The organism is Nocardioides dilutus (assembly GCF_054779555.1).
Genome location: NZ_BAAGYA010000002.1, coordinates 665,803 through 686,155, shown reverse-complemented (window position 1 = coordinate 686,155; position 20,353 = coordinate 665,803). Strand labels below are relative to the sequence as shown.

The 20,353-nt window shown below is 70.2% G+C and carries 18 protein-coding genes; 3 read left to right on the top strand and 15 right to left on the bottom strand.

The features are described from left to right. Nucleotides 1-7: 7 nt before the first annotated feature. The 5 genes from ACYVC6_RS12955 to ACYVC6_RS12935 form a co-directional block, all read right to left on the bottom strand. Entirely contained in the window at nt 8-1,108 is a 1,101-nt protein-coding gene (locus tag ACYVC6_RS12955) for a BMP family lipoprotein (protein ID WP_460714667.1), read from the bottom strand. 186 nt (nt 1,109-1,294) lie between these two features. Further along, nucleotides 1,295-2,482 carry an amidohydrolase gene (locus ACYVC6_RS12950; protein ID WP_460714665.1) on the bottom strand — a complete coding sequence of 396 codons (1,188 nt, stop codon included), beginning with the start codon at nt 2,480-2,482 and terminating at the stop codon, nt 1,295-1,297. A gap of 99 nt (nt 2,483-2,581) precedes the next feature. Next, nucleotides 2,582-3,574 carry a methylmalonyl Co-A mutase-associated GTPase MeaB gene (gene meaB, locus ACYVC6_RS12945; protein ID WP_460714663.1) on the bottom strand — a complete coding sequence of 331 codons (993 nt, stop codon included), beginning with the start codon at nt 3,572-3,574 and terminating at the stop codon, nt 2,582-2,584. Nucleotides 3,575-3,712: 138 nt separating this feature from the next. Further along, nucleotides 3,713-5,917, bottom strand: coding sequence for a methylmalonyl-CoA mutase (gene scpA / locus ACYVC6_RS12940; protein ID WP_460714661.1), 2,205 nt, complete (start codon nt 5,915-5,917; stop codon nt 3,713-3,715). After that, nucleotides 5,914-7,653 (bottom strand): methylmalonyl-CoA mutase family protein, encoded by a 1,740-nt coding sequence (locus ACYVC6_RS12935; protein ID WP_460714658.1) that lies wholly within the window; start codon nt 7,651-7,653, stop codon nt 5,914-5,916. Before ACYVC6_RS12935 ends, scpA begins: the two co-directional genes overlap by 4 nt. Nucleotides 7,654-7,756: 103 nt before the next feature. Here ACYVC6_RS12935 and ACYVC6_RS12930 point away from each other — a divergent pair, with 103 nt between their 5' ends. Together ACYVC6_RS12930 and ACYVC6_RS12925 are read left to right on the top strand one after the other, a co-directional pair. Beyond that, nucleotides 7,757-9,823, top strand: coding sequence for an elongation factor G-like protein EF-G2 (locus tag ACYVC6_RS12930; RefSeq protein WP_460714656.1), 2,067 nt, complete (start codon nt 7,757-7,759; stop codon nt 9,821-9,823). Between the two features lie 211 nt (nt 9,824-10,034). Beyond that, entirely contained in the window at nt 10,035-10,205 is a 171-nt protein-coding gene (locus tag ACYVC6_RS12925; RefSeq protein WP_460714654.1) for a hypothetical protein, read from the top strand. A 6-nt stretch (nt 10,206-10,211) separates the two neighbouring features. On the opposite strand, the gene ACYVC6_RS12920 is transcribed toward ACYVC6_RS12925, so the two are convergent. Continuing rightward, a complete protein-coding gene (locus tag ACYVC6_RS12920) occupies nt 10,212-10,877 on the bottom strand; it encodes an MOSC domain-containing protein (RefSeq protein WP_460714652.1) in 666 nt (221 codons plus the stop codon). Nucleotides 10,878-10,978: 101 nt separating this feature from the next. Here ACYVC6_RS12920 and htpX point away from each other — a divergent pair, with 101 nt between their 5' ends. Beyond that, nucleotides 10,979-11,845 carry a zinc metalloprotease HtpX gene (gene htpX / locus ACYVC6_RS12915; RefSeq protein ID WP_460714650.1) on the top strand — a complete coding sequence of 289 codons (867 nt, stop codon included), beginning with the start codon at nt 10,979-10,981 and terminating at the stop codon, nt 11,843-11,845. 192 nt (nt 11,846-12,037) lie between these two features. Here htpX and ACYVC6_RS12910 read toward each other — a convergent pair whose 3' ends face one another. The 9 genes from ACYVC6_RS12910 to ACYVC6_RS12870 form a co-directional block, all read right to left on the bottom strand. Beyond that, nucleotides 12,038-12,853, bottom strand: a complete 816-nt coding sequence (locus tag ACYVC6_RS12910) for a succinate dehydrogenase/fumarate reductase iron-sulfur subunit (protein WP_460714648.1) — start codon at nt 12,851-12,853, stop codon at nt 12,038-12,040. Between the two features lies 1 nt (nt 12,854). Next, entirely contained in the window at nt 12,855-14,693 is a 1,839-nt protein-coding gene (locus ACYVC6_RS12905; RefSeq protein ID WP_460714646.1) for a fumarate reductase/succinate dehydrogenase flavoprotein subunit, read from the bottom strand. A 46-nt stretch (nt 14,694-14,739) separates the two neighbouring features. Beyond that, on the bottom strand, nt 14,740-15,570 hold the full coding sequence (locus ACYVC6_RS12900; protein ID WP_460714644.1) for a hypothetical protein: 831 nt from the start codon (nt 15,568-15,570) through the stop codon (nt 14,740-14,742). A 106-nt stretch (nt 15,571-15,676) separates the two neighbouring features. Further along, nucleotides 15,677-16,558 carry a hypothetical protein gene (locus tag ACYVC6_RS12895; RefSeq protein WP_460714642.1) on the bottom strand — a complete coding sequence of 294 codons (882 nt, stop codon included), beginning with the start codon at nt 16,556-16,558 and terminating at the stop codon, nt 15,677-15,679. Further along, complete coding sequence (locus ACYVC6_RS12890) at nt 16,555-17,385, bottom strand: hypothetical protein (protein WP_460714640.1); 831 nt, start codon at nt 17,383-17,385, stop codon at nt 16,555-16,557. The genes ACYVC6_RS12895 and ACYVC6_RS12890 overlap by 4 nt, the downstream gene beginning before the upstream one ends. A 65-nt stretch (nt 17,386-17,450) precedes the next feature. Next, entirely contained in the window at nt 17,451-18,509 is a 1,059-nt protein-coding gene (locus ACYVC6_RS12885) for a YihY/virulence factor BrkB family protein (RefSeq protein ID WP_460714638.1), read from the bottom strand. A gap of 5 nt (nt 18,510-18,514) precedes the next feature. Beyond that, nucleotides 18,515-19,033, bottom strand: a complete 519-nt coding sequence (locus tag ACYVC6_RS12880; protein WP_460714636.1) for a 2'-5' RNA ligase family protein — start codon at nt 19,031-19,033, stop codon at nt 18,515-18,517. Nucleotides 19,034-19,050: 17 nt separating this feature from the next. Next, entirely contained in the window at nt 19,051-20,121 is a 1,071-nt protein-coding gene (gene trpS / locus ACYVC6_RS12875) for a tryptophan--tRNA ligase (protein WP_460714634.1), read from the bottom strand. Nucleotides 20,122-20,197: 76 nt separating this feature from the next. Continuing rightward, nucleotides 20,198-20,329, bottom strand: coding sequence for a hypothetical protein (locus tag ACYVC6_RS12870; RefSeq protein ID WP_460714632.1), 132 nt, complete (start codon nt 20,327-20,329; stop codon nt 20,198-20,200). Nucleotides 20,330-20,353: the final 24 nt, after the last annotated feature.

Here is a 20,353-nt window from a genome sequence, read left to right as displayed (position 1 = left end):
TCATCGATCAGGGAGCGAGCGGAACCTCGATCTCCCCGGAGATGATCTGCTCCTTGTAGCCGTCCAGGTCGGCGACGATGTCGTCGATCTGACCACCACTCGTCGAGTAGCCCACACCGTCGACCGACAGGTCGTAGACGTTGGTGCCGGTCGGGAACGTGCCGCCAGCCACCTCGGCGAGGTAGTTGTAGACAGCGACGTCCACGTTCTTGAGCATCGACGTCAGGATCACGTCCTGGACCGACGGGTCGGCGGTGTTGTACTGGTCGGAGTCGACGCCGATCGCCCAGGCTCCGGCCTCGGACGCCGCCTCGAAGACGCCGCCACCGGAACCGCCGGCCGCGTGGTAGACGATGTCCGCGCCACCCTGGTACATGCCCTCGGCCGCGGTCTTGCCCTTGGCCGGGTCACCGAAGCCGGAGAAGTCCGGCGGCTGGGTGAGGTAGGTGACGTCGATCGTGATGTCCGGGTTGACGGTCTTGGCCCCGGCCTCGTAGCCCGCCTGGAACTTCTCGATCAGCGGGACCTGGACACCACCCACGAAGCCGATGTGGCCGGCCTCGGACTTGAGCGCAGCCGCCGCGCCGACCAGGAACGAGCCCTGCTCCTCGGCAAAGACGAGGCACGCGACGTTCGGGATCGGGTCACTCCCATCGAAGGGCTCGCAGCTGGCTGTGTCGTCGATGATCGCGAAGCTGAGATCGGGGTACTCCGCCGCCACCTTGCCGACGGAGGCGCTGTAAGCGAAGCCGACCGCGATGATCGGGTTGTAGCCGGCGTCGGCGAAGGTGCGCAGACGCTCCTCGCGCTGGGACTCGGCTTCCCCGTCGGAGGCCTCACCCTCGTCGGATTCGAAGCCGAACTCCTCGACCGCCTGGTCCAGACCGGCAGCCGCCGAGTCGTTGAACGACTGGTCGCCGCGGCCACCCACGTCGTAGGCCATGCCGACCTTGATGTCCGACTCGGGCGGAGCGTCAGTGGTCTCGCTGCTGTCGTCGCCAGTGGTCGCGTCGTCGTTCGGTTCGTCATCCTCGTCACCGCAGCCAGCGGTGGCGAGGGCAAGGATGCCTGCGGTGAGCAGGGCTGCAAGTCTCGTACTGCGTCGCAAGACGCCTCCTAGGTGTGCGTGTTCCAGAGTTGCCCCAAATGGCCCCGAAACCGGGGTGCCCACCGAGCAGGGCGGGAGACTCGCCGACCCTAAGCCCGGAAACCCGCGTAGCAACACCCCGCGCGCGCCGCGGCCCAAGTTGTTACCGATTCGATAGGGGCGGGCTCTCGACTACTGACCTGCGACTCAGTGGTGGTGGACCAAAGCCTCTAGCGCGGTCTCCGCAAGGAGCCTGGCACCGATGCTGACGCTCCGCTCGTCCACCTGCAGGTTGCCCTGGTGGAGGTCGTAGGTCGCGCCGCCGGGGGTGCGCGTGCCCAGCCTCATCATCGCGCCGGGGATCCGCTCGAGGAACCAGCCGAAGTCCTCGCCGCCCAGGCTCTGCGGGGCGGCGACCTGAGCGCCGTCCCCGAGCACCGAGCGCACGGCCCGGGCCAGGATCCGGTTGGAGACCGGCTCGTTGACCACCGGCGGGACCCCGCGCTGGTAGTCGATCCTGGCCTCGACCCCGTAGGGCCGGACGATGTCGGCCACGGCCCCCCGCACGATCTCCTCGCAGTCGGCCCACGCGACGGCGTCGAGGATCCGGACCGTGCCGGACACCAGGCCGTGGTCGGGGATCACGTTGGGGGCGGCGCCGGCGTGCAGGCTCCCCCACACCACACTGACGCCCGCCCGAGGGTCCATCCGGCGGCTGAGCACCGCCGGCAGCTCGGTCGTCACCTTCGCCAGCGCAAAGGTGAGATCTCCGGTCAGGTGGGGCCGGCTGGTGTGGCCGCCGGTGCCGGTGAGCCGCACCTCCACCCGGTCGGCGGCGCTGGTCAGCGGGCCGAGACGCAGCCCCACCTGTCCGACGTCGACCCCCGGGTCGCAGTGCAGCGCGAAGACCCGGTCGACCGAGTCGAGGACGCCCTCGTCGAGCAGCTGGACCGCGCCACCCGGCATGACCTCTTCCGCCGGCTGGAACAGCAGGCGCACCCGGCCGGGCAGGAGCCCGCGGGACGCCACCTCGGCCAGCGCCAGTCCGGCGCCGACCAAAGCAGCGGTGTGGACGTCGTGTCCGCAGGCGTGAGCCACCCCGGTGACGGTGCTCCGCCACGGGTCCTCGGTGAGGTCCTGCACCGGCAGGGCGTCCATGTCGGCGCGCAGGGCGATGACCGGGCCGTCGGTGCCGAGGTCGGCGATCACGCCGGACCGGTGTGCGCGGGTCACGGCCCAGCCCGCCTCCTCGACACGGGCCGCGACGAGGTCTGACGTGCGGGTCTCGGACCAGGACAACTCGGGGTGCATGTGCAGGTCGCGGCGCAGGTCGACGAGGTCGGCGTCGTACTTCTCGACGACGTCGTTGATCAGGTCGGTGGCATCCGCGGGCATCGGCACCACGGTAACGGGACCACGGCCGACAATGGCCGGGGTCCCGCTCTGTGTCCGGGGAACTCAGGGGGTGATGGTCTGGACCTCGCGGCCTGGGAATCACCCCGCGGGTTGGTCGTAGGCCGCGAGGATCCGGTCCGCCGCGACCGTGGCCGGCAGCTCGCCGGACAGCACCGCTGCGCGGATCTCGTCACGCACGGCCCTCACCTCCGCCGAACGACGCAGCCGCTGCTCGAGCTCGTCGCGCACCAGCGCCCAGGTGAAGTCGAGCTGCTGGCCGGCCCGCTTCGCGGTCAGCCCCTCGGCCCCGAGGTGCTCGCGGTGGGCGAGCACCTGCTGCCACAGCTCGTCGACCCCCACGTCGTGGAGGGCCGAGCAGGTCACCACGGGCGGCGCCCACTCGCCACGACCCCGGACCAGCCGCAGGGCTCCGGCGAGCTCTCGGGCCGCGGCCCTCGCCTCCTGCTCCCGGTCACCGTCGGCCTTGTTGACCGCGATCACGTCGGCGATCTCCAGGATCCCCTTCTTGATCCCCTGCAGCTGGTCGCCGGTGCGGGCCAGGGTCAGGAACAAGAAGGTGTCGACCATCCCCGACACCGTGATCTCGGACTGGCCCACCCCGACGGTCTCGACCAGCACGACGTCGTAGGCCGCCGCCTCCAGGACCGCCATCGACTGCACCGTGGCGCGGGCGACCCCGCCCAGGGTGCCCGCGGTCGGCGACGGGCGGATGTAGGCGTTCGGGTCGGCGGAGAGCCTGGCCATCCGGGTCTTGTCGCCGAGCACCGAGCCGCCGGTGCGGACGCTCGACGGGTCGACCGCCAGCACGCCCACCCGGTGGCCGGCACCGGTCAGCCGCGAGCCCAAAGCCTCGATGAACGTCGACTTGCCGACCCCCGGCACGCCGGAGATGCCGACCCTGACCGACGGAGACCGGACCCCGGCGTGCTCGTCCTCGGCGAGCGCGGTCAGCAGCTCGCGCGCGGCCGCGCGATGGGCGGCCTTGGTCGACTCGACCAGGGTGATGGCCTGCGAGACCGAGGCGCGCCGCCGCGCCCGGACACCCTCGACCAGTGCCGGGACGTCAGGCATCAGGGCGCCTCCGGTGGTTGAGGAAGGCGCGCTAGCGCCTGTCTCGAAACCTCGCAAGCCGGTGCTGGGACGCAACCACCGTGGTGCGGTACCAGCCTCGTCTCACCTGGTTTCGAGACGCTCGCTAGCGCGAGCTCCTCAACCATCGTGGTGTAGTTCTTCCCGCAGCTTGGCGAGCAGGTCGAGCGCGGACTCGGCGATGACCGTGCCGGGCAGGAACACCGCGGCCGCCCCCATCTCCTTCAGCGTGGGCACGTCGTCGGGCGGGATGACGCCGCCGATGACGACCATGATGTCGTCGCGCCCCGCCTCCGCGAGCGCCTTCTTGAGCGCCGGCAGCAGGGTGAGGTGCCCGGCCGCCAGTGACGAGACGCCGACGATGTGCACGTCGTTGTCGACCGCCTGCTGGGCGACCTCCTCCGGAGTAGAGAAGAGCGGCCCGACATCGACGTCGAAGCCCATGTCGGCGAACGCCGAGACGATGACCTTCTGGCCGCGGTCGTGACCGTCCTGACCCATCTTGGCCACCAGGATGCGGGGCCGGCGGCCCTCGGCCTCGGCGAACTCCTCGGTCGCGTCGAGCACCTGCTGGACCAGCGTGCCTCCCGGGCTGTCGCCGGCACTGGCCTCGTCGCGGAACACGCCCGAGATCGTACGGATCACGGCCTGGTGCCGCCCGTAGACCTTCTCCAGGGCGTCGGAGATCTCGCCGACAGTGGCCTTGGCGCGGGCCGCGTCGACCGCCAGCGCGAGCAGGTTGCCGTCCAGGGAGCCCCCGGACGTCGGGCCCGCCTCGGCCGAACGGGTCAATGCCTCCAAGGTGCGGCCCACCTCGTCGTCGTCGCGCTCGGCCCGCAGCCGCTCGAGCTTGGCCACCTGCTGGCGGTAGACGTCGTCGTTGTCGACGCGCAGCACGTCGAGCTTGTCCTCGGCCGCGAGCCGGTAGGTGTTGACGCCGATGACCTTCTGGATCCCGGAGTCGATCCGGGCCTGGGTCCGGGCTGCCGCCTCCTCGATGCGCATCTTGGGGATGCCCTGCTCGATCGCCTTGGCCATCCCTCCGGCCTGCTCGGCCTCCTGGATGTGGGCCCAGGCCCGTTCGGCGAGGTCGTGGGTCAGCCGCTCGACGTAGTAGGACCCGGCCCAGGGGTCGATGGTCCCGGTGGTGCCACTCTCCTGCTGGAGCAACAGCTGGGTGTTGCGCGCGATCCGCGCCGAGAAGTCCGTGGGCAGCGCGATCGCCTCGTCGAGCGCGTTGGTGTGCAGCGACTGGGTGTGGCCCTGAGTCGCGGCCATCGCCTCGATGCAGGTGCGGCCGACGTTGTTGAAGACGTCCTGCGCGGTGAGCGACCAGCCGGAGGTCTGCGAGTGGGTGCGGAGGCTGAGCGACTTGGGGTTGTCGGGGTTGAAGTCCCGCACCAGCCGCGACCACAGCGCCCGGGCCGCCCGCATCTTGGCGACCTCCATGAAGAAGTTCATGCCGATCGCCCAGAAGAACGACAGCCGGGGCGCGAACTGGTCGATCGTCATCCCGGTCTCGAGCCCCGCGCGGATGTATTCGACGCCGTCGGCCAGCGTGTAGGCGAGCTCGAGGTCGGCCGTCGCCCCGGCCTCCTGGATGTGGTATCCGGAGATCGAGATCGAGTTGAAGCGCGGCATCCTCTGCGCGGTGTAGCTGAAGATGTCGCTGATGATCCGCATGCTCGGCTCGGGCGGGTAGATGTAGGTGTTGCGGACCATGAACTCCTTGAGGATGTCGTTCTGGATGGTCCCGCTGAGCTGCTCCGGCTTCACCCCCTGCTCCTCGGCAGCGGCGATGTAGAGGGCGAGCACGGGCAGCACGGCGCCGTTCATGGTCATCGACACCGACATCTCGTCGAGCGGGATGCCGTCGAAGAGCGTCCGGGTGTCGTAGATCGAGTCGATCGCCACGCCCGCCATGCCGACGTCGCCGCGCACCCGCGGGTGGTCGGAGTCGTAGCCGCGGTGGGTCGCCAGGTCGAACGCGACGCTGAGGCCCTTCTGGCCGGCCGCGAGGTTGCGGCGGTAGAACGCGTTGGACTCCTCGGCGGTGGAGAAGCCGGCGTACTGCCGGATCGTCCATGGCTGGGTGGTGTACATCGTCGGGTAGGGACCGCGCAGGAACGGGCTGAGGCCCGGCCAGGTGTCGAGGGCGTCCAGGCCCTCGAGGTGCTCGGGGCCGTACGTCGGGAGGATGCCGATGCCCTCAGGCGACAGCCACGGCTCGGCCTCCGGTGGTTGAGGTGCGAGCGCAGCGAGCCTCGAAACCTCCGCCCGGGAGGCACCCAGCCCGAGCCCGGCGAAGCTCTTCGGGACGCTCATGCCAGCTTCTCCCTGGTCCGGTTGAGGAACGCGAGGGCGTCCACGCCCATCGCGCACGAGTCATCCGCGTCGTCACGTGGCTTGCCGGCCACCACGACCCAGGAGGCGCCGGCCTCACGGAGTGCCGAGATCGCCTCGCTCCCCCAGGCTTCGTACGCACCGTCGCTGCCCGCCAGGCAGACGACCGCCTGTCCGTCGTAGGCCGCAACCAGGTCCTCGGCCGTCTCCGTCGGCCCGGCCACGTCGACAGCCACCCCGCCCGCTGCCAACAGGTTGGCGGCGAAGGTCGCCCGGGCGGTGTGCGCGGCGACGGTGCCCATCGTGGCCAGGAATACAGAGGCGGCCGGGGGCTCGTCACGCAGTGACTCGAAGGCCGCGCCGTAGCGGCGGACCTCCGAAGCCAGCGGGTCGGCGTCCCGCACCGGGCGCTCCTCGCCGAGGTGGGGGAACTCGGTGAGCCCGGTCAGCGGGCGCTTGCGGGTGGCGACCTGCTTGTCACGCTCGGCGACGGTGGCCTCAATCAGCGGGCCGAGGTCCTCGCCGTCGTCGAGCCTGCCGAACAGCTCCCAGGCCGCGACCGCGAGATCGTCGGTGAGCTTCTCCACGGCGTAGGCACCACCGGCCGGGTCGGCGACCCGGGCGAGGTGCGACTCGGAGATGAGCAGCGAGCTGGTGTTGCGGGCGATCCGGCGGCCGAACGCGTCCGGGCGGCCCAGCGGGCTGTCGAAGGGCAGCACCGTGACCGCGTCGGCTCCCGCGACGCCGGCCGCGAAGGCGGCGACGGTGGTGCGCAGCATGTTGACCCACGGATCGTAGGCACTCAGCATCGGCCGGCTGGTGACCGCGTGCTGGCGCTGCTCGTGCGCGGCAGCGGCGCCGCTGAGCTCGAGCACGCGCGCCCACAGCCGGCGTGCGGCGCGGAGCTTGGCGATGGTCGGGAACTGCTCGTCGGTGGCGGCGTAGCGGAACTCCACGAGCGCGGCCGCGTCGTCGACGGTGAGGCCCGACTCGGTGAGCTTCCGGAGGTACGCCGCCGCGACGTGCATCGAGTGGGCGAGCTCCTGGACGTCGGAGGCGCCGCGGTCGTGCACGGTGGTGGCGTCGACGACGAACGCCAGGACCCCCGCCCCGCCGGCCAGCTCGGCGGCGTCGGTCGTGGCCTGGGCCGCGGGGATGCCCAGGTTGGTCGCCGGATGCAGCTCGACGTCCTCGGCGTAGGCCACGAACGCTCGGGCGGCGGCCAGCGGGTCGGCGGTGGCCTCGAGCACCACCGGGGCCAGGTCGAGGAAGACCCCGTCGAGGAGGATGTCCAGGAGCGCGTCGAGATCGGCGCCCGGGTCAAGGCGCAGCCACAGCGAGGTGACGCCGTTCTCCAGGTCGGTCATCGCCTCCTCATGGGCGGTCCTCGCGTCGACGACGCCGAGGTGGGCCCGGATGTCCCAGTCGCCGGTGCGGGTCGGGCGCCCGGAGGTCCGCAGGCCGTCGAGCAGGTCGGGGGTGCCGAGCGGGGTGATCCCGATGCCGTCCAGCGTGGTCCGGGTCAGCTTCTGCCAGACCAGGGCGTCGTCGTCCTCGTCAGTGAGCCGCCGGGCCTTGCGGAGCACCGCGGCGGCGGCGCGCTCCCAATCGGCGCGGCCGTGGGCACCGTCCTCCGGGGAGGCCAGGGCCAGGGATCCCTGCACGGGCTCCAGCTCGGCCGGCTCGTCGAGCCCGCCCTCGACGGTCGGGTCAGTCACAGGCTGAAGGGTAGGAGCCGACCCTCGGGCCGGGCCACGAAGTGTGATCATTCCAATGCGGCAGCGGTTGTCACACCGGACGATGAGAGGCAACGTTGGGGCCATGGCGGAGAAGGGTGGTCGCAGCGGCGGCAGACAAGATCTCGAGGCCCTCGAGCCCGACGCGATCCGCAACGTCGTGCTGGTGGGCCCGAGCTCAGGTGGCAAGACGACCCTCTTGGAGACACTCCTGGTCAGGTCCGGCGCGCTGAGCCGGGCCGGGACCGTCGAGGACGGCACCACGGTCGCCGACTTCGAGCCGGGTGAGCGTGCCCACGGCCGGTCGATGGCGCTGGCAGTGGCCCCCCTCGTCCACGAGGGCGTCAAGGTCAACCTCATCGACACCCCCGGCTACGCCGACTTCGTCGGGGAGCTCCGGGCCGGGCTCCGGGCCGCGGACTGCGCGCTGTTCGTGACCGCCGCCAACGAGCCCATCGACGCCGTGACCACCGAGCTGTGGCGCGAGTGCGCAGAGGTCGGGATGCCTCGGGCCGTGGTGGTCACCAAGCTCGACCACGCCAGGGCCGACTACGCCGGCGTGCTGGCCGCTGCGCAGGCGGCGTTCGGAGGCACCGGCGACAAGGTGCTGCCGCTCGACGTGCCTGTCATGTCGGGCGTCGAGGTGACGGCGCTGGTCGGGCTGCTCGCGCCGGAGGTCCCCGAGGAACACACCGAGGCCCGCAACGCGCTGATCGAGGGGATCATCGAGGAGTCCGACGACGAGGGGCTCATGGACCGCTACCTCGGCGGCGAGACCGTCACCGAGGCCGCCCTGCTGGAGGACCTGCACCGGGCGATGGCGCGCGGCACGTTCTTCCCGGTCGTCCCGGTGTGCTCCTCCAGCGGTGTGGGCTGCGCCGAGCTGCTCGACCTGATCGTCCGCGGGTTCCCCGCGCCGTCGGAGCACCCGCCGCCGGAGGCTTACACGCCCGAGGGCAAGCCGACCGACCCGGTCACCTGCGACCCCGGCGGACCGCTGCTCGCCGAGGTCGTCAAGACCTCGAGCGACTCCTACGTCGGCAGGGTGAGCATGGTCCGGGTGTTCTCGGGCTCCCTCGAGGCGGACCTCCCGGTGCACGTCTCGGGGCATCTCACCTCGTTCTTCGGCGACGCCGTCGGCCACCAGGACCACGACGACGACGAGCGGGTGGGCTCGCTCTCCTACCCGTTCGGAGCGCAGCTCACCCCCGCCAAGCGGGTCGTCGCCGGCGACATCGCCTCGGTCGGCCGGCTCACCCGGGCCGAGACCGGCGACACGCTGTCGTCGGTCGACGACCCACGCGTCCTCCGCCCGTGGACCCTCCCGACCCCGCTCCTCCCGGTCGGCATCGAGGCGGCCACCAGGTCCGACGAGGACAGGCTCTCCACGGCGCTCGGCCGGCTGGCGGCCGAGGACCCGTCGCTGCGGGTCGAGATCAGCGGCGAGCAGGTCGTGCTCTGGACGATGGGTGAGGCCCACGCGGACGCCGCGCTGGAGCGGCTCGCCGACCGGTTCGGCGTGACGGTCAACAGGGTCGACGTCCGGGTCCCGATGCGGGAGACGCTCGCCGGGTCGGGCAAGGCCCTGGGCCGGCACGTGAAGCAGTCGGGCGGCCACGGGCAGTACGCCGTGTGCGAGATCGAGGTCGAGCCGCTCCCCCGCGGTGCGGGCTTCGAGTTCGCCGAGCGGGTGGTCGGGGGCTCGGTGCCCAAGCAGTTCATCCCCTCGGTGGAGAAGGGCGTGCGGGCCCAGCTGGCGAAGGGGTGCGGCGGCCAGCCGATGGTCGACGTCAAGGTGACTCTGACCGGCGGCAAGGCACACAGCGTGGACTCCTCTGACATGGCGTTCCAGAGCGCGGGGGCCCTGGCGCTTCGCGAGGCGGCCGCAGCGATCGGCATCCAGGTGCTCGAGCCGGTCGACGAGATCGAGGTGACCGCGCCCGCCGAGCTCGTGGGCACCGTGATGAGCGACCTCGCGGCCCGGCGGGGCCGCGTGCTCGGCCAGGACACCGACGGGGGCCTCGCGATCGTGCGCGCCCACGTGCCGGCGGCCGAGCTCATCACCTATCCGGTCGACCTACGGTCGGCGACCCACGGCGCGGGCTCGTTCACCCGGACCTTCGCCGGCTACGAGCCGGTCCCGACCCGCTGACAACCATCGGCCTCCCCACCTCGTCCAGGTGGGCGTGGAGGAACGCAGATGAGCGACGTGTCCTTCGAGGAGTTCGTCGCCTCACGCGGGCGCGACCTGTGGCGCACCGCCTTGAAGCGAGGACCGGCAGGCCGTCGAGCTGGACGCCGACGCCGTCGAGCGGCTCGACTCCGCCTGGCGGGATGCCGAGGCAGGCATGTGTGGCGACGACGTGTCCGAGGATCCGCTCGGGGGCTCGGGGTTCGAGGTCTTCGCTCGCACGGACCGCGGCGACATCGTGCGACTGGCGGACGAAGGCTGCGGCGCACTCACTTATGTCGCGTCGTACGGCCCGACCGAGAGATACCTCCTGGACATCACCTCCGACGACCTCACCGGCTGACCGGGGTCAGGAGCGGCGGACGACGCGGTCCCGCAGCCACTCGACCTCGTCGTCAGGCAGACACTTCCCGGCGATCGCCGCGCGCGCGGCGTCGAGGTCACCCATGAACGCTCGGAACGTCAGGGCGACGTCGACCGAGTGTTCGGGCCGGCTGAGCACCTGGATCGCGTCACCGGGACGGACCGTGCCGCCCGCCTCGATGGACAGGTACGCGCCGCTCCTCCCGACCTCGGTGAAGGTCTTGAGCCAGCCGGGCAGTCTCATCCGGTAGGCAAAGGTCACGCAGGGCACCCGCGGCCCGCAGACCGCGAGAACCACTTCGTCCCCGACGCGCCAGCGTTCGCCGATCAAGGCGCCGTCCACGTCGAGGCCGCTCGTCGTCAGGTTCTCGCCGAACGTCCCGTTGGACAGCTCGCGGCCGAGCCGCGTCTCCCAGGCATCGAGCTCCTCGCGGGCGTAGGCATAGACCGCCTGCCGGTCCCCTCCATGGTGCTGGAGGTCGGAGATGACGTCCCCGACCAGCCCGCTGCCACGCCCGCCGCGCTTGGGTCCGGGAGCCCGGAGCACTGCTGACTCGACAGGAGCCTTGCCGTGCCCGGTGCGGCCGACGCCCTTCGCCGGGTTCGGCTCCGCCGAGGAAGCAAGGTTCACGGTGAGGACCCGGGCAGACACGTACCGAGGGTAGGAGCGAGAACCCGGGGCCGCCGTCGATTTTCTCGGGGACTTCTCAGGATCGACGGAACGAAAGCGCAGATCCCCCGCGTTCACCTCACATGAACGGGCATCGACATTTCAACGGACTCAAGACCGCCCTGCTCCTGGGTGGACTGTCGGCTGCCGTGATCCTGGTCGGCAGCCTGTTCGGCCGCGGCGGGCTCATCATCGCCCTGGTGGTCGCGCTCGGCATGAACGCCTACGGCTACTGGAACTCCGACAAGCTCGCGCTCCGCGCGATGCACGCGCGGCCGGTCACCGAGCAGGAGCAGCCGGCGATGTACCGGATCGTGCGCGAGCTGTCGGCGAAGGCGCAGCAGCCGATGCCGCGCCTCTACGTCTCCCCCACCGACGCGCCGAACGCCTTCGCCACCGGCCGCAACCCGCAGAACGCCGCGGTCTGCTGCACCGAGGGCATCCTCCAGCTCCTCGACGAGCGCGAGCTGCGCGGCGTCCTGGGCCACGAGCTGATGCACGTCTACAACCGCGACATCCTCACCGCCTCGGTCGCCGGGGCCCTGGCCAGCGCCATCACGTTCCTGGCCCAGTTCGGCCTGTTCTTCGGCGGCGGCCGCGATCGCGGGGTCAACCCGATCGCCGCGATCGGCATGATGATCCTCGGCCCGCTCGCCGCCGGGGTCGTGCAGATGGCGATCAGCCGCACCCGCGAGTACGACGCCGACGAGGACGGCTCGACCCTGACCGGCGACCCGCTGGCCCTGGCGTCCGCGCTCTACAAGCTCGAGCACGGCACCAGCCGCTATCCGCTCCCTCAGACCCAGAGCCTGGTCGCCGCCAGCCACATGATGATCGCCAACCCGTTCCGCGGCGGCGGTGCGGCCCGGCTGTTCAGCACCCACCCGCCCATGGCCGACCGGATCCAGCGCCTCGAGGCGATGGCTAGGGCACCGCGAGGCGAGCGCTAGCGAGACTCGCGAGCCCGGCGGTCATCGAGGAAGGCGCGCAGCGCCTGTCACGAGATGAGGTGACGGAGGCTGGGACTGGACCGCGTGGGTTCAGTGCCAGCACCGGCTCACCCGGTCTCGCGACGGCCCTGGCGGGCCTCCTCGACCAGCGCCGCGCTCGCGCGTCTCACTCGCTCGCTGCGCTCGCTTCGTTCACCGCGCGGGGCGCTTGATGTGGCCGGCCTTGCCCTGCTTGGCGGGCACGCGCGACTCGGTGTCCTTGCTGCGGATGCCGATCTTGGAGCCGAGCCACACCAGGGGGTCGTACTTCTTGTCGACCACGCGCTCCTTCATCGGGATGATCGCGTTGTCGGTGATCTTGATCCCCTCGGGACACACCTCGGTGCAGCACTTGGTGATGTTGCACATGCCGATGCCGGCGGCACCTTGGGCGAGCTCGCGGCGGTCGTTGGTGTCCAGGGGGTGCATGTCGAGCTCGGCGTAGCGGATGAAGAACCGCGGGCCGGCGAAGGCCGGCTTGTTGTCCTCGTGGTCACGCACGACGTGGCAGACGTTCTGGCACAGGAAGCACTCGATGCACTTGCGGAACTCCTGGCCCCGCTCGACGTCGACCTGGGCCATCCGGCGCTTGCCGTCGTCGTCGCGCGGCGGCGGGGAGAACGACGGCAGCTCGGCCGCCTTCTCGTAGTTGAAGGTGACGTCGGTGACCAGATCACGCACGACCGGGAAGGTGCGCATCGGGGTGACCGTGATCGTCTCGTCCTGGTCGAAGTCGGAGAGCCGGCACATGCACATGAGGCGCGGCTTGCCGTTGACCTCCGCCGAGCACGACCCGCACTTGCCGGCCTTGCAGTTCCAGCGGACCGCCAGGTCACCGGCCTGCTCGGCCTGGACCCGGTGGATGGCGTCGAGGACGACCTCGCCCTCGGAGACCTCGACCTCGTAGTCCTTGAGCTCGCCGCCGCTCTTGTCGCCCCGCCAGAGGCGCATCTTGAGGTTGTAACCCATCTCAGCTCTCCTCGAAGTACTTCTTGAGCTCGTCCGGCATCACCGGCAGCGGCTTCTCGCTGAGCACGACCCCGTCGCCGCTCTCGTTGAGGTTGACGATCAGGTTCTTCTTGCCCCAGACCTCGTGGTCGGTCTTTGGGAAGTCGTTGCGGGTGTGGCCGCCGCGGGACTCCTCGCGGGCCAGCGCCGCACGCGCGATCGACTCCGAGACGAGGAGCATGTTGCGCAGGTCGATGGAGAGGTGCCAGCCCGGGTTGTACTGCCGGTGGCCCTCGACCACCATCGACTTTGCCCGCTGCTTGAACGCCTCGAGGTCCTGGAGCGCCTGCTCGAGCTCGGACCCGTCGCGGATGATGCCGACCAGGTCGTTCATCGACTGCTGCAGGTCGTGCTGGATCGCGTAGGGGTTCTCGCCGCCCTCGACCTCGAACGGTGCCAGCGCGCTCGCCTCGGCCGCCTTGACGTCGTCCGCGGCCACCGCCGGGCGGTTCGCGCCGAGCCCGGCGACCTGTTGGGCGGCGTGCTCGCCGGCCAGCTTGCCGAAGACGAGCAGGTCACCGAGCGAGTTGCCGCCCAGCCGGTTGGAGCCGTGCATGCCGCCGGAGCACTCACCTACGGCGTAGAGGCCCTTGACCGCGCTCTCCTGGCTGTCCGGGTCGACCTCGACGCCGCCCATGACGTAGTGACAGGTGGGGCCGATCTCCATCGGCTCCTGGGTGATGTCGACGTCGGCCAGCTCCTTGAACTGGTGGTACATCGACGGCAGCCGCTTCTTGATGAACTCCGGCGTGCGCCGCGAGGCGATGTCGAGGTAGATGCCGCCGTGCGGTGATCCCCGGCCGGCCTTGATCTCGGAGTTGATGGCCCGCGCGACCTCGTCACGCGGCAGCAGCTCGGGTGGCCGCCGGTTGTTCTTCTTGTCCTCGTACCAGGCGTCGGCCTCCTCGACGGTGTCCGCCGTCTCGGCCTTGAAGAACTCCGGGATGTAGTCGAACATGAACCGCTTGCCCTCGGAGTTCTTCAGGATGCCGCCGTCGCCGCGGACCGACTCCGTGACCAGCAGGCCCTTCACCGAGGGCGGCCACACCATCCCCGTGGGGTGGAACTGGATGAACTCCATGTTGATCAGCGAGGCGCCGGCGCGCAGCGCCAGGGCGTGGCCGTCGCCGGTGTACTCCCACGAGTTGGAGGTCACCTTGAACGACTTGCCGATGCCGCCGGTCGCGAGGATCACGGCCGGGGCGTCGAACTGGATGAAGCGACCGGTCTCCCGCCAGTAGCCGAACGCCCCGGCGATCTTGCCGGAGCCGTCCTTGAACAGGTCGGTGACCGTGCACTCCATGAACACGTCGATGCCGAGCTCGACGGTGCGCTGCTGGAGCGTGCGGATCATCTCCAGGCCGGTGCGGTCGCCGACGTGGGCGAGCCGGGCGTACTTGTGGCCGCCGAAGTCGCGCTGGGAGATGAGCCCGTCGTCGGTGCGGTCGAAGAGCGCACCCCAGTCCTCGAGCTCCAGCACCCGCTCGGGCGCCTCCTGCGCGTGCAGCTGGGCCATCCGCCAGTTGTTGAGCATCTTCCCGCCACGCATGGTGTCGCGGAAGTGCACCTCCCAGTTGTCCTCGGGCCAGCGGTTGCCCATGGCCGCCGCGATCCCGCCCTCGGCCATCACCGTGTGCGCCTTGCCGAGCAGCGACTTGCACACCACGGCGGTCTTCGCGCCGGCGTCGTGCGCGGCGATCGCCGCGCGCAGTCCGGCACCGCCGGCGCCGACCACGATCACGTCGTACTGGTGACGCTCCATGCCGCCCGGCTCGCTGCCGGACATCATGTTCCCGGTCATCGGGTGACGCTGTCCTTCGTTTTCCTGGGACATTCGAACCTTTTCCTCAGAAGAAGCGCGGGTCGGTGATGTGGCCGGCCGCGACCATCCAGACGTAGAAGTCCGCGATCGCGACGGAGAAGAGGGAGAGCCACGCGTAGCGGGCGTGGTTGCCGTTCAGCTTCGAGACCCAGGTCCAGAGCTTGTAGCGGACCGGGTGCTTGGAGAAGTGCCGCAGGCGCCCGCCCATGATGTGGCGGCACGAGTGGCAGCCCAGGGTGTAGAGCCAGATGAGGACGACGTTGACCAGCAGGATCAGCGTGCCGAGACCCATGTGGATCCCCTCCGACTCACCCTCGGCGGGCCCGAAGGCGAGGAACACGTCGTAGGTGAGGATCAGACCGACCGCGACCGCGGCGTACCAGAACCAGCGGTGCATGTTCTGGAAGATCAGCGGGAACTTCGTCTCGCCCGAGTAGGAGCCGTGCGGCTCGGCGACGGCGCAGGCGGGCGGAGAGAGCCAGAAGGCCCGGTAGTAGGCCTTGCGGTAGTAGTAGCAGGTCATCCGGAAGCCCAGCGGGAAGATCAGGATGATCAGCGCCGCCGACAGCGGGAAGCCCTTGAAGGGCTGGCCGAAGTCGGAGGAGCCCTCGACGCAGTCGCCCAGGCACGGGGAGTAGAACGGCGAGAGGTAGGGCTCGGCGAAGTAGTACTTCCCCCAGAAGGCCCGGAACGTCGCGTAGACGATGAACCCGAAGAAGACGGTGAACGTCGTCAGCGGGGCCAGCCACCAGCGGTCGCCGCGCAGGGTGCGAACCCCGACATCGGCACGGGTCGGTCCCCCGACCCCTGCTCCCATAGAACCTGTTGTCGACTCGCGAGCGTCAGTCGACGCCATGACCACCTCCGCAAGATGTGCAGCCCTGTGCTGCCCGCCGCAGTCTGCACAACGTAAACGCTCGCGGGAAGTGCTGGAACGTCAGGACCGCCTAACCGGGGAAATGTCACATTCCGCGAGACCGCTCGCAGCTGCGCTCGACCTCGGCGACGCACTTGTCGATTCCTCGTCTGCCGACGGCCTTGTCACGGCCAGGGCCGCCGATCAGGGCATCGTCGCGTCCCGTGCCGGTCATGCGGTCGTCGCCCGTTTCACCGAACAGATGTGCGCCCTGGGGGGTGCAGTCCTCGAAACTTTTGTTGGTCGAGGCCTTGAGGAAGTCGTCGCCACCCCTGCCCTTGAGCGTCGTCCGGCAGCCCACGGCAGTGAAGCCGTTGGCGCGGGAGTCGCCGCGCAGAATCACCCGACGGCCGGTCGCGACCACCCGGGAGAAGCCGGCGACCTCGTACTCGTACGTCCCGTCGAGCTTGAGCCTCTCATCACCGAGATCCAAGCGGATCTCGTCGAAAGCGATCAGCTTCAACGTTCCACCGCCCTTGCCGGCGTCGGCGGTGCCGGAGCCGACCGCGCCATGGAACCGCAGGTCGTCGAACCCGCCGAGCAGCTGGATGTCGACCTTCTCGGTGGTGGCGTCCAGGAACAGCGTGTCTCGCGCGTTCGAGCCACGCACCTCCAGCGAGTCGTCCCCGTCGCCGCCGTAGATCAGCGCGCCGCCTTCACCGACCACGTCGCTCTGCAGCTCACCACTGACGCAGATGAGGTCGTCACCGCCCTTGGCGAAGAGGTTGAGCGCGTAGACACGGCCATCGGTGTCGTCGCGCACCACGATCACGTCGTCACCCTCGGTGCCGTCGACGATCTGGGCACCCGCGGTGGACACGATGGTCGCCGCCTCGCCCTGGCACATCTCAACGGCGGCCTGGGCGGGGGCTGCGAACGGGAGCCCGGCGGCCACCAGGGAGAGTCCGGCGAGAACGGCTGTTCTCATCGCTCACAGCTCCTCTCGCGCTCGGCCTGGCACCGGTCGACGCCGCGGTTGCCCACGGCCGTGTCGGCTCCCGAGCCGCCTTGCAGAATGTCGCCCAGACGACCCCCGAACAACCGGTCGTCGCCCCCTCGGCCGCGGAGCCACTGCTGCCGGTCGTGGCAGTTCTTGGTGATCCAGTGGTCCTCGACGACGCGGAGCACGTCGTCCCCGTCGCCGCCGATCATGGTGATTCGGCACCCGTCGGCCCACAGCTTGTTGTCCGCGCGGTTCCCGTAGATGCGGACCCACCGTCCCGACGCGAAGACGTTCTCGACGCCGGCTGTCGCCGTGATTCCTCCCACCGACTCCACGAACCCGCGCGGTAGGTAGATGTTCGTTCCACTCCGGGTCATCACGACCGACAGGATGTCCAGACCGTCGCCCTCGTCGACCGCTCCGGCGGAGCCGCCGTAGCGCTCGTTGTGCTCCAGCCGCACGTGGTCCGGACCCCCGCCGGTGTCGACGTCCACGTCCTCGACGTTGCGCAGGTCGATGAAGTCGGCGCCTTCGCCACCGCGCATCTCGGCGGAGTCGTGGCCGTCGCCGCCCTCGACCCGCCCACCGGTCACGCAGACCGTGTCGTCTCCCGCGCCGGCCCGGACCTTCGTCTCCCGGCCCCCGACGATCACGTCGTTCCCGTCCGTGCCCGTCACGGTCCCCTCGGACTGGACGATGGTCGCCGGCTTGCCCTGGCACTCCTCGGCCGCAGCGACGGCCTCGGCGTACGTCGGAGCGGCCGTGCCAGCCGCCAACAGCGCCAGGCCGGCGAGGGTCAGTGGGGCGCGCATGGTTCCTCCTCGGTTGATGCGGTCAAGAGGTGTGATGCAGCCAGACCCGGTTCGGTTCGCGTGAGTCAGGACTTGTCGGAGGATCGACCCTTGACGACCGCCGCGGCGGCCGCGCCGGCCACCGCTCCCGCGGCGAAGGCGCCCTTGCGTGAGGTGCCCGGCTCGTCGGATCCGGAGGTCGGCAGCTCCTCGATCGACGGCAGCGGCGGGCCCTGGACCGGCTCGGCCGGGTCGACCACGCGCTCCTGAACGGCCAGCGGGTGCGTCCAGGCCCACGACGCGGCGTACAGGGTGACCCGCGAGGTGTAGTTGATCCAGACCACGAGGATCAGGGCGATGCCGAACGCCTGGAAGGCGGGCTGGCCCTCGGTGGTCGTGATGAGCAGGGTGCTCGCCTGCTTGAGGATCTCGAAGCCGACCGCCCCGAGCACGGCTCCGGACAGCATGGCGCGGAACGGGAGGTCGGGCGCGGCGAGCAGCCTGAAGATGACCAGGAAGAGCAGCGTGTTGACGGGCAGACCAAGGGCGATCGTGAGCAGCTTGACCAGCCACCCCAGCTCCGTGGACAGCCCCACGAAGTCCAGCAGGTCCTCGGAGAACCCGGCGACCACACCGGTCACCGCCACGGCCACGAGCAGGACCACGCCGATCACCGTCAGGGTCAGCAGGTCCCTGACCTTGCCCATGAGGAAGTTCGGCTGCTCCCGGTCGGGCAGCACGAAGACGGTGATGAGGGCGTCGCGGAGCGCCGAGAGCCAGCCGAGCCCGGAGTAGAGGACACCGACCAGGCCGATGAGGCCGACCGCGCCGGCGGCGTCCTCGATGTCCTTGAGCTGGAGCTGGTTGTCGTCCGTGCCGATGATCCCCGGCAGCATCGAGTCGATCGCCTCGACGAGCGTGTCCCGGCTCTCGGGGACGACCTTGGACACGTAGCCGATGACGAAGAACGCCAGGGCGAGGATGGGGAAGACCGACAGGAAGCCGAAGTAGGTCACGGCACCGGCCTGCTGTCCGGCCTTCACCTCGCCGTAGTGCTCCTGCGTCCGCACCGCGTGGTCGAGGCGCGGATGCTCCGCCCGCAGCTCGTGCACCCTGGAGGTCACCCGCTGCTTCAGGGACGCCATGCGGCTCAGGTACCCCGCTGCAGGGCGAAGTAGCGGGTCGGACGCCAGCCGAGGTGCTCGTCGTGGACGTAGAGCTTGAAGTCCTCGACGTCGAAGGTGCACTCGAAGTCGGCGAGCTCGTCGAAGGCTCGGTCGAGCTGCTCGTCGCTGAGGTGGTGGGCGATGGTCACGTGGGGGTGGTAGGGGAAGGCCAGGTCGACGGCCAGCGGTCCGCGGCGGACGGCTTCGGCCAGCCGCTCGCACTGCGAGATGCCCTCGGCGAGCGAGACGAAGACGACCGGGGAGGTGGGCCGGAAGGTGCCCGTGCCGCGCAGGTGGACGAGGAACGAGCCGATCTCGTCGGCGGTCGCCGCCAGGTGGTCCTCGATCTTGTCCAGCTGCTCGTCGTCGACCTCGGTCGGCGGGACCAGCGTGATGTGCGTCGGGATCATCGCCGCGGTGGTGTCCCCGACCGCCGCGCGGTAGTCCTGGAGCTCGGTGGCCCAGGGCTCGGGGATCGCCACGGCGACTCCGATGGTGGGCATCGCGCCAACCTAGCCGTTCAGACCTTGGCGGGGGCCACGAACCCCACCCGCTGGTAGACGTCGCGCAAGGTCGCCTCCGCCACCTCGTCGGCCACCTGGCGGCCCTGCCGCAGCACGTCGGTGAGGTGGTCCTGGGCGTCGAGCAGCTCCAGAGTGCGCTCGCGGAACGGCGTCACGAAGTCGACGACGACCTCGGCGAGGTCTTTCTTGAGGTCGCCGTAGCCCTTGCCGGCGTACTCCTCTTCGAGGTCCGGGATGCTTCGGGCGGTCAGCGAGCTGTAGATGGTGAGCAGGTTGCTGACTCCGGGTTTGTCGTCCGGGTCGAAGCGGATCTCCGAGCCCGAGTCGGTCACCGCCGAGCGGATCTTCTTCGCCGAGGCGCCCGGCTCGTCGAGCATCTCGATGATCCCGGACTGCGAGGACGCCGACTTCGACATCTTGGAGGTCGGATCCTGGAGGTCGCAGATCTTGGCGGTGGCCTTGAGGATGTAGGGCTCAGGCAGCCGGAAGGTCTTCTTGTAGCGGCTGTTGAAGCGCTGGGCGAGGTCACGGGTCAGCTCGAGGTGCTGGCGCTGGTCCTCCCCGACCGGCACGTAGTGGGGGCGGTAGAGCAGGATGTCGGCCGCCTGGAGGATGGGGTAGGTGAAGAGGCCGACGCTGGCCGAGCCCTCGCCGCCCTTGGCCGACTTGTCCTTGAACTGGGTCATCCGGCGCGCCTCGCCGAACCCGGTCAAGCACTGCAGCACCCAGCCTGCCTGGGCGTGCGCCGGGATCTGGCTCTGCACGAAGATCGACGAGCGCGCCGGGTCGATGCCCATCGCCAGCAGCTGGGCGGCGGCCCGCAGGGTGCGCTCGCGGAGCAGCTTGGGGTCGTAGTCGGCCGTGATCGCGTGCAGGTCGGCGATGAAGAAGAACGGCTGGTAGTCCTGCTGGAGGTCGACCCACTGCCGCAGGGCCCCGAGATAGTTGCCGAAGTGGAAGGAGTCCGCGGTCGGCTGGATGCCGGACAGGACCCGCGGACGCCCGCCTCCGGACGCAGCGGCCGGGACACTGACCTCGGGCTCGGTCGTGGGCGAGGCGGTCGACATGCGCGGCATTCTTCCCGACGGGCCGGCGGCAGGCTGGATCTGGGTGCTCGAGACCCGGACGGCCCACGCCAGCAGCTCAGTCGAAGCGAACCGCCCCGCACTCCACGCACTCGAACCGTCGGACCACGTGCCCCTCCTCGAACTCCTCGAGCCGGAGCTCCCAGCGGTGCTGGTCACCGTGGACGACGGGTATCGGGAACGAGCTCATCGGACCTCCGCGCGAGATGGGGGC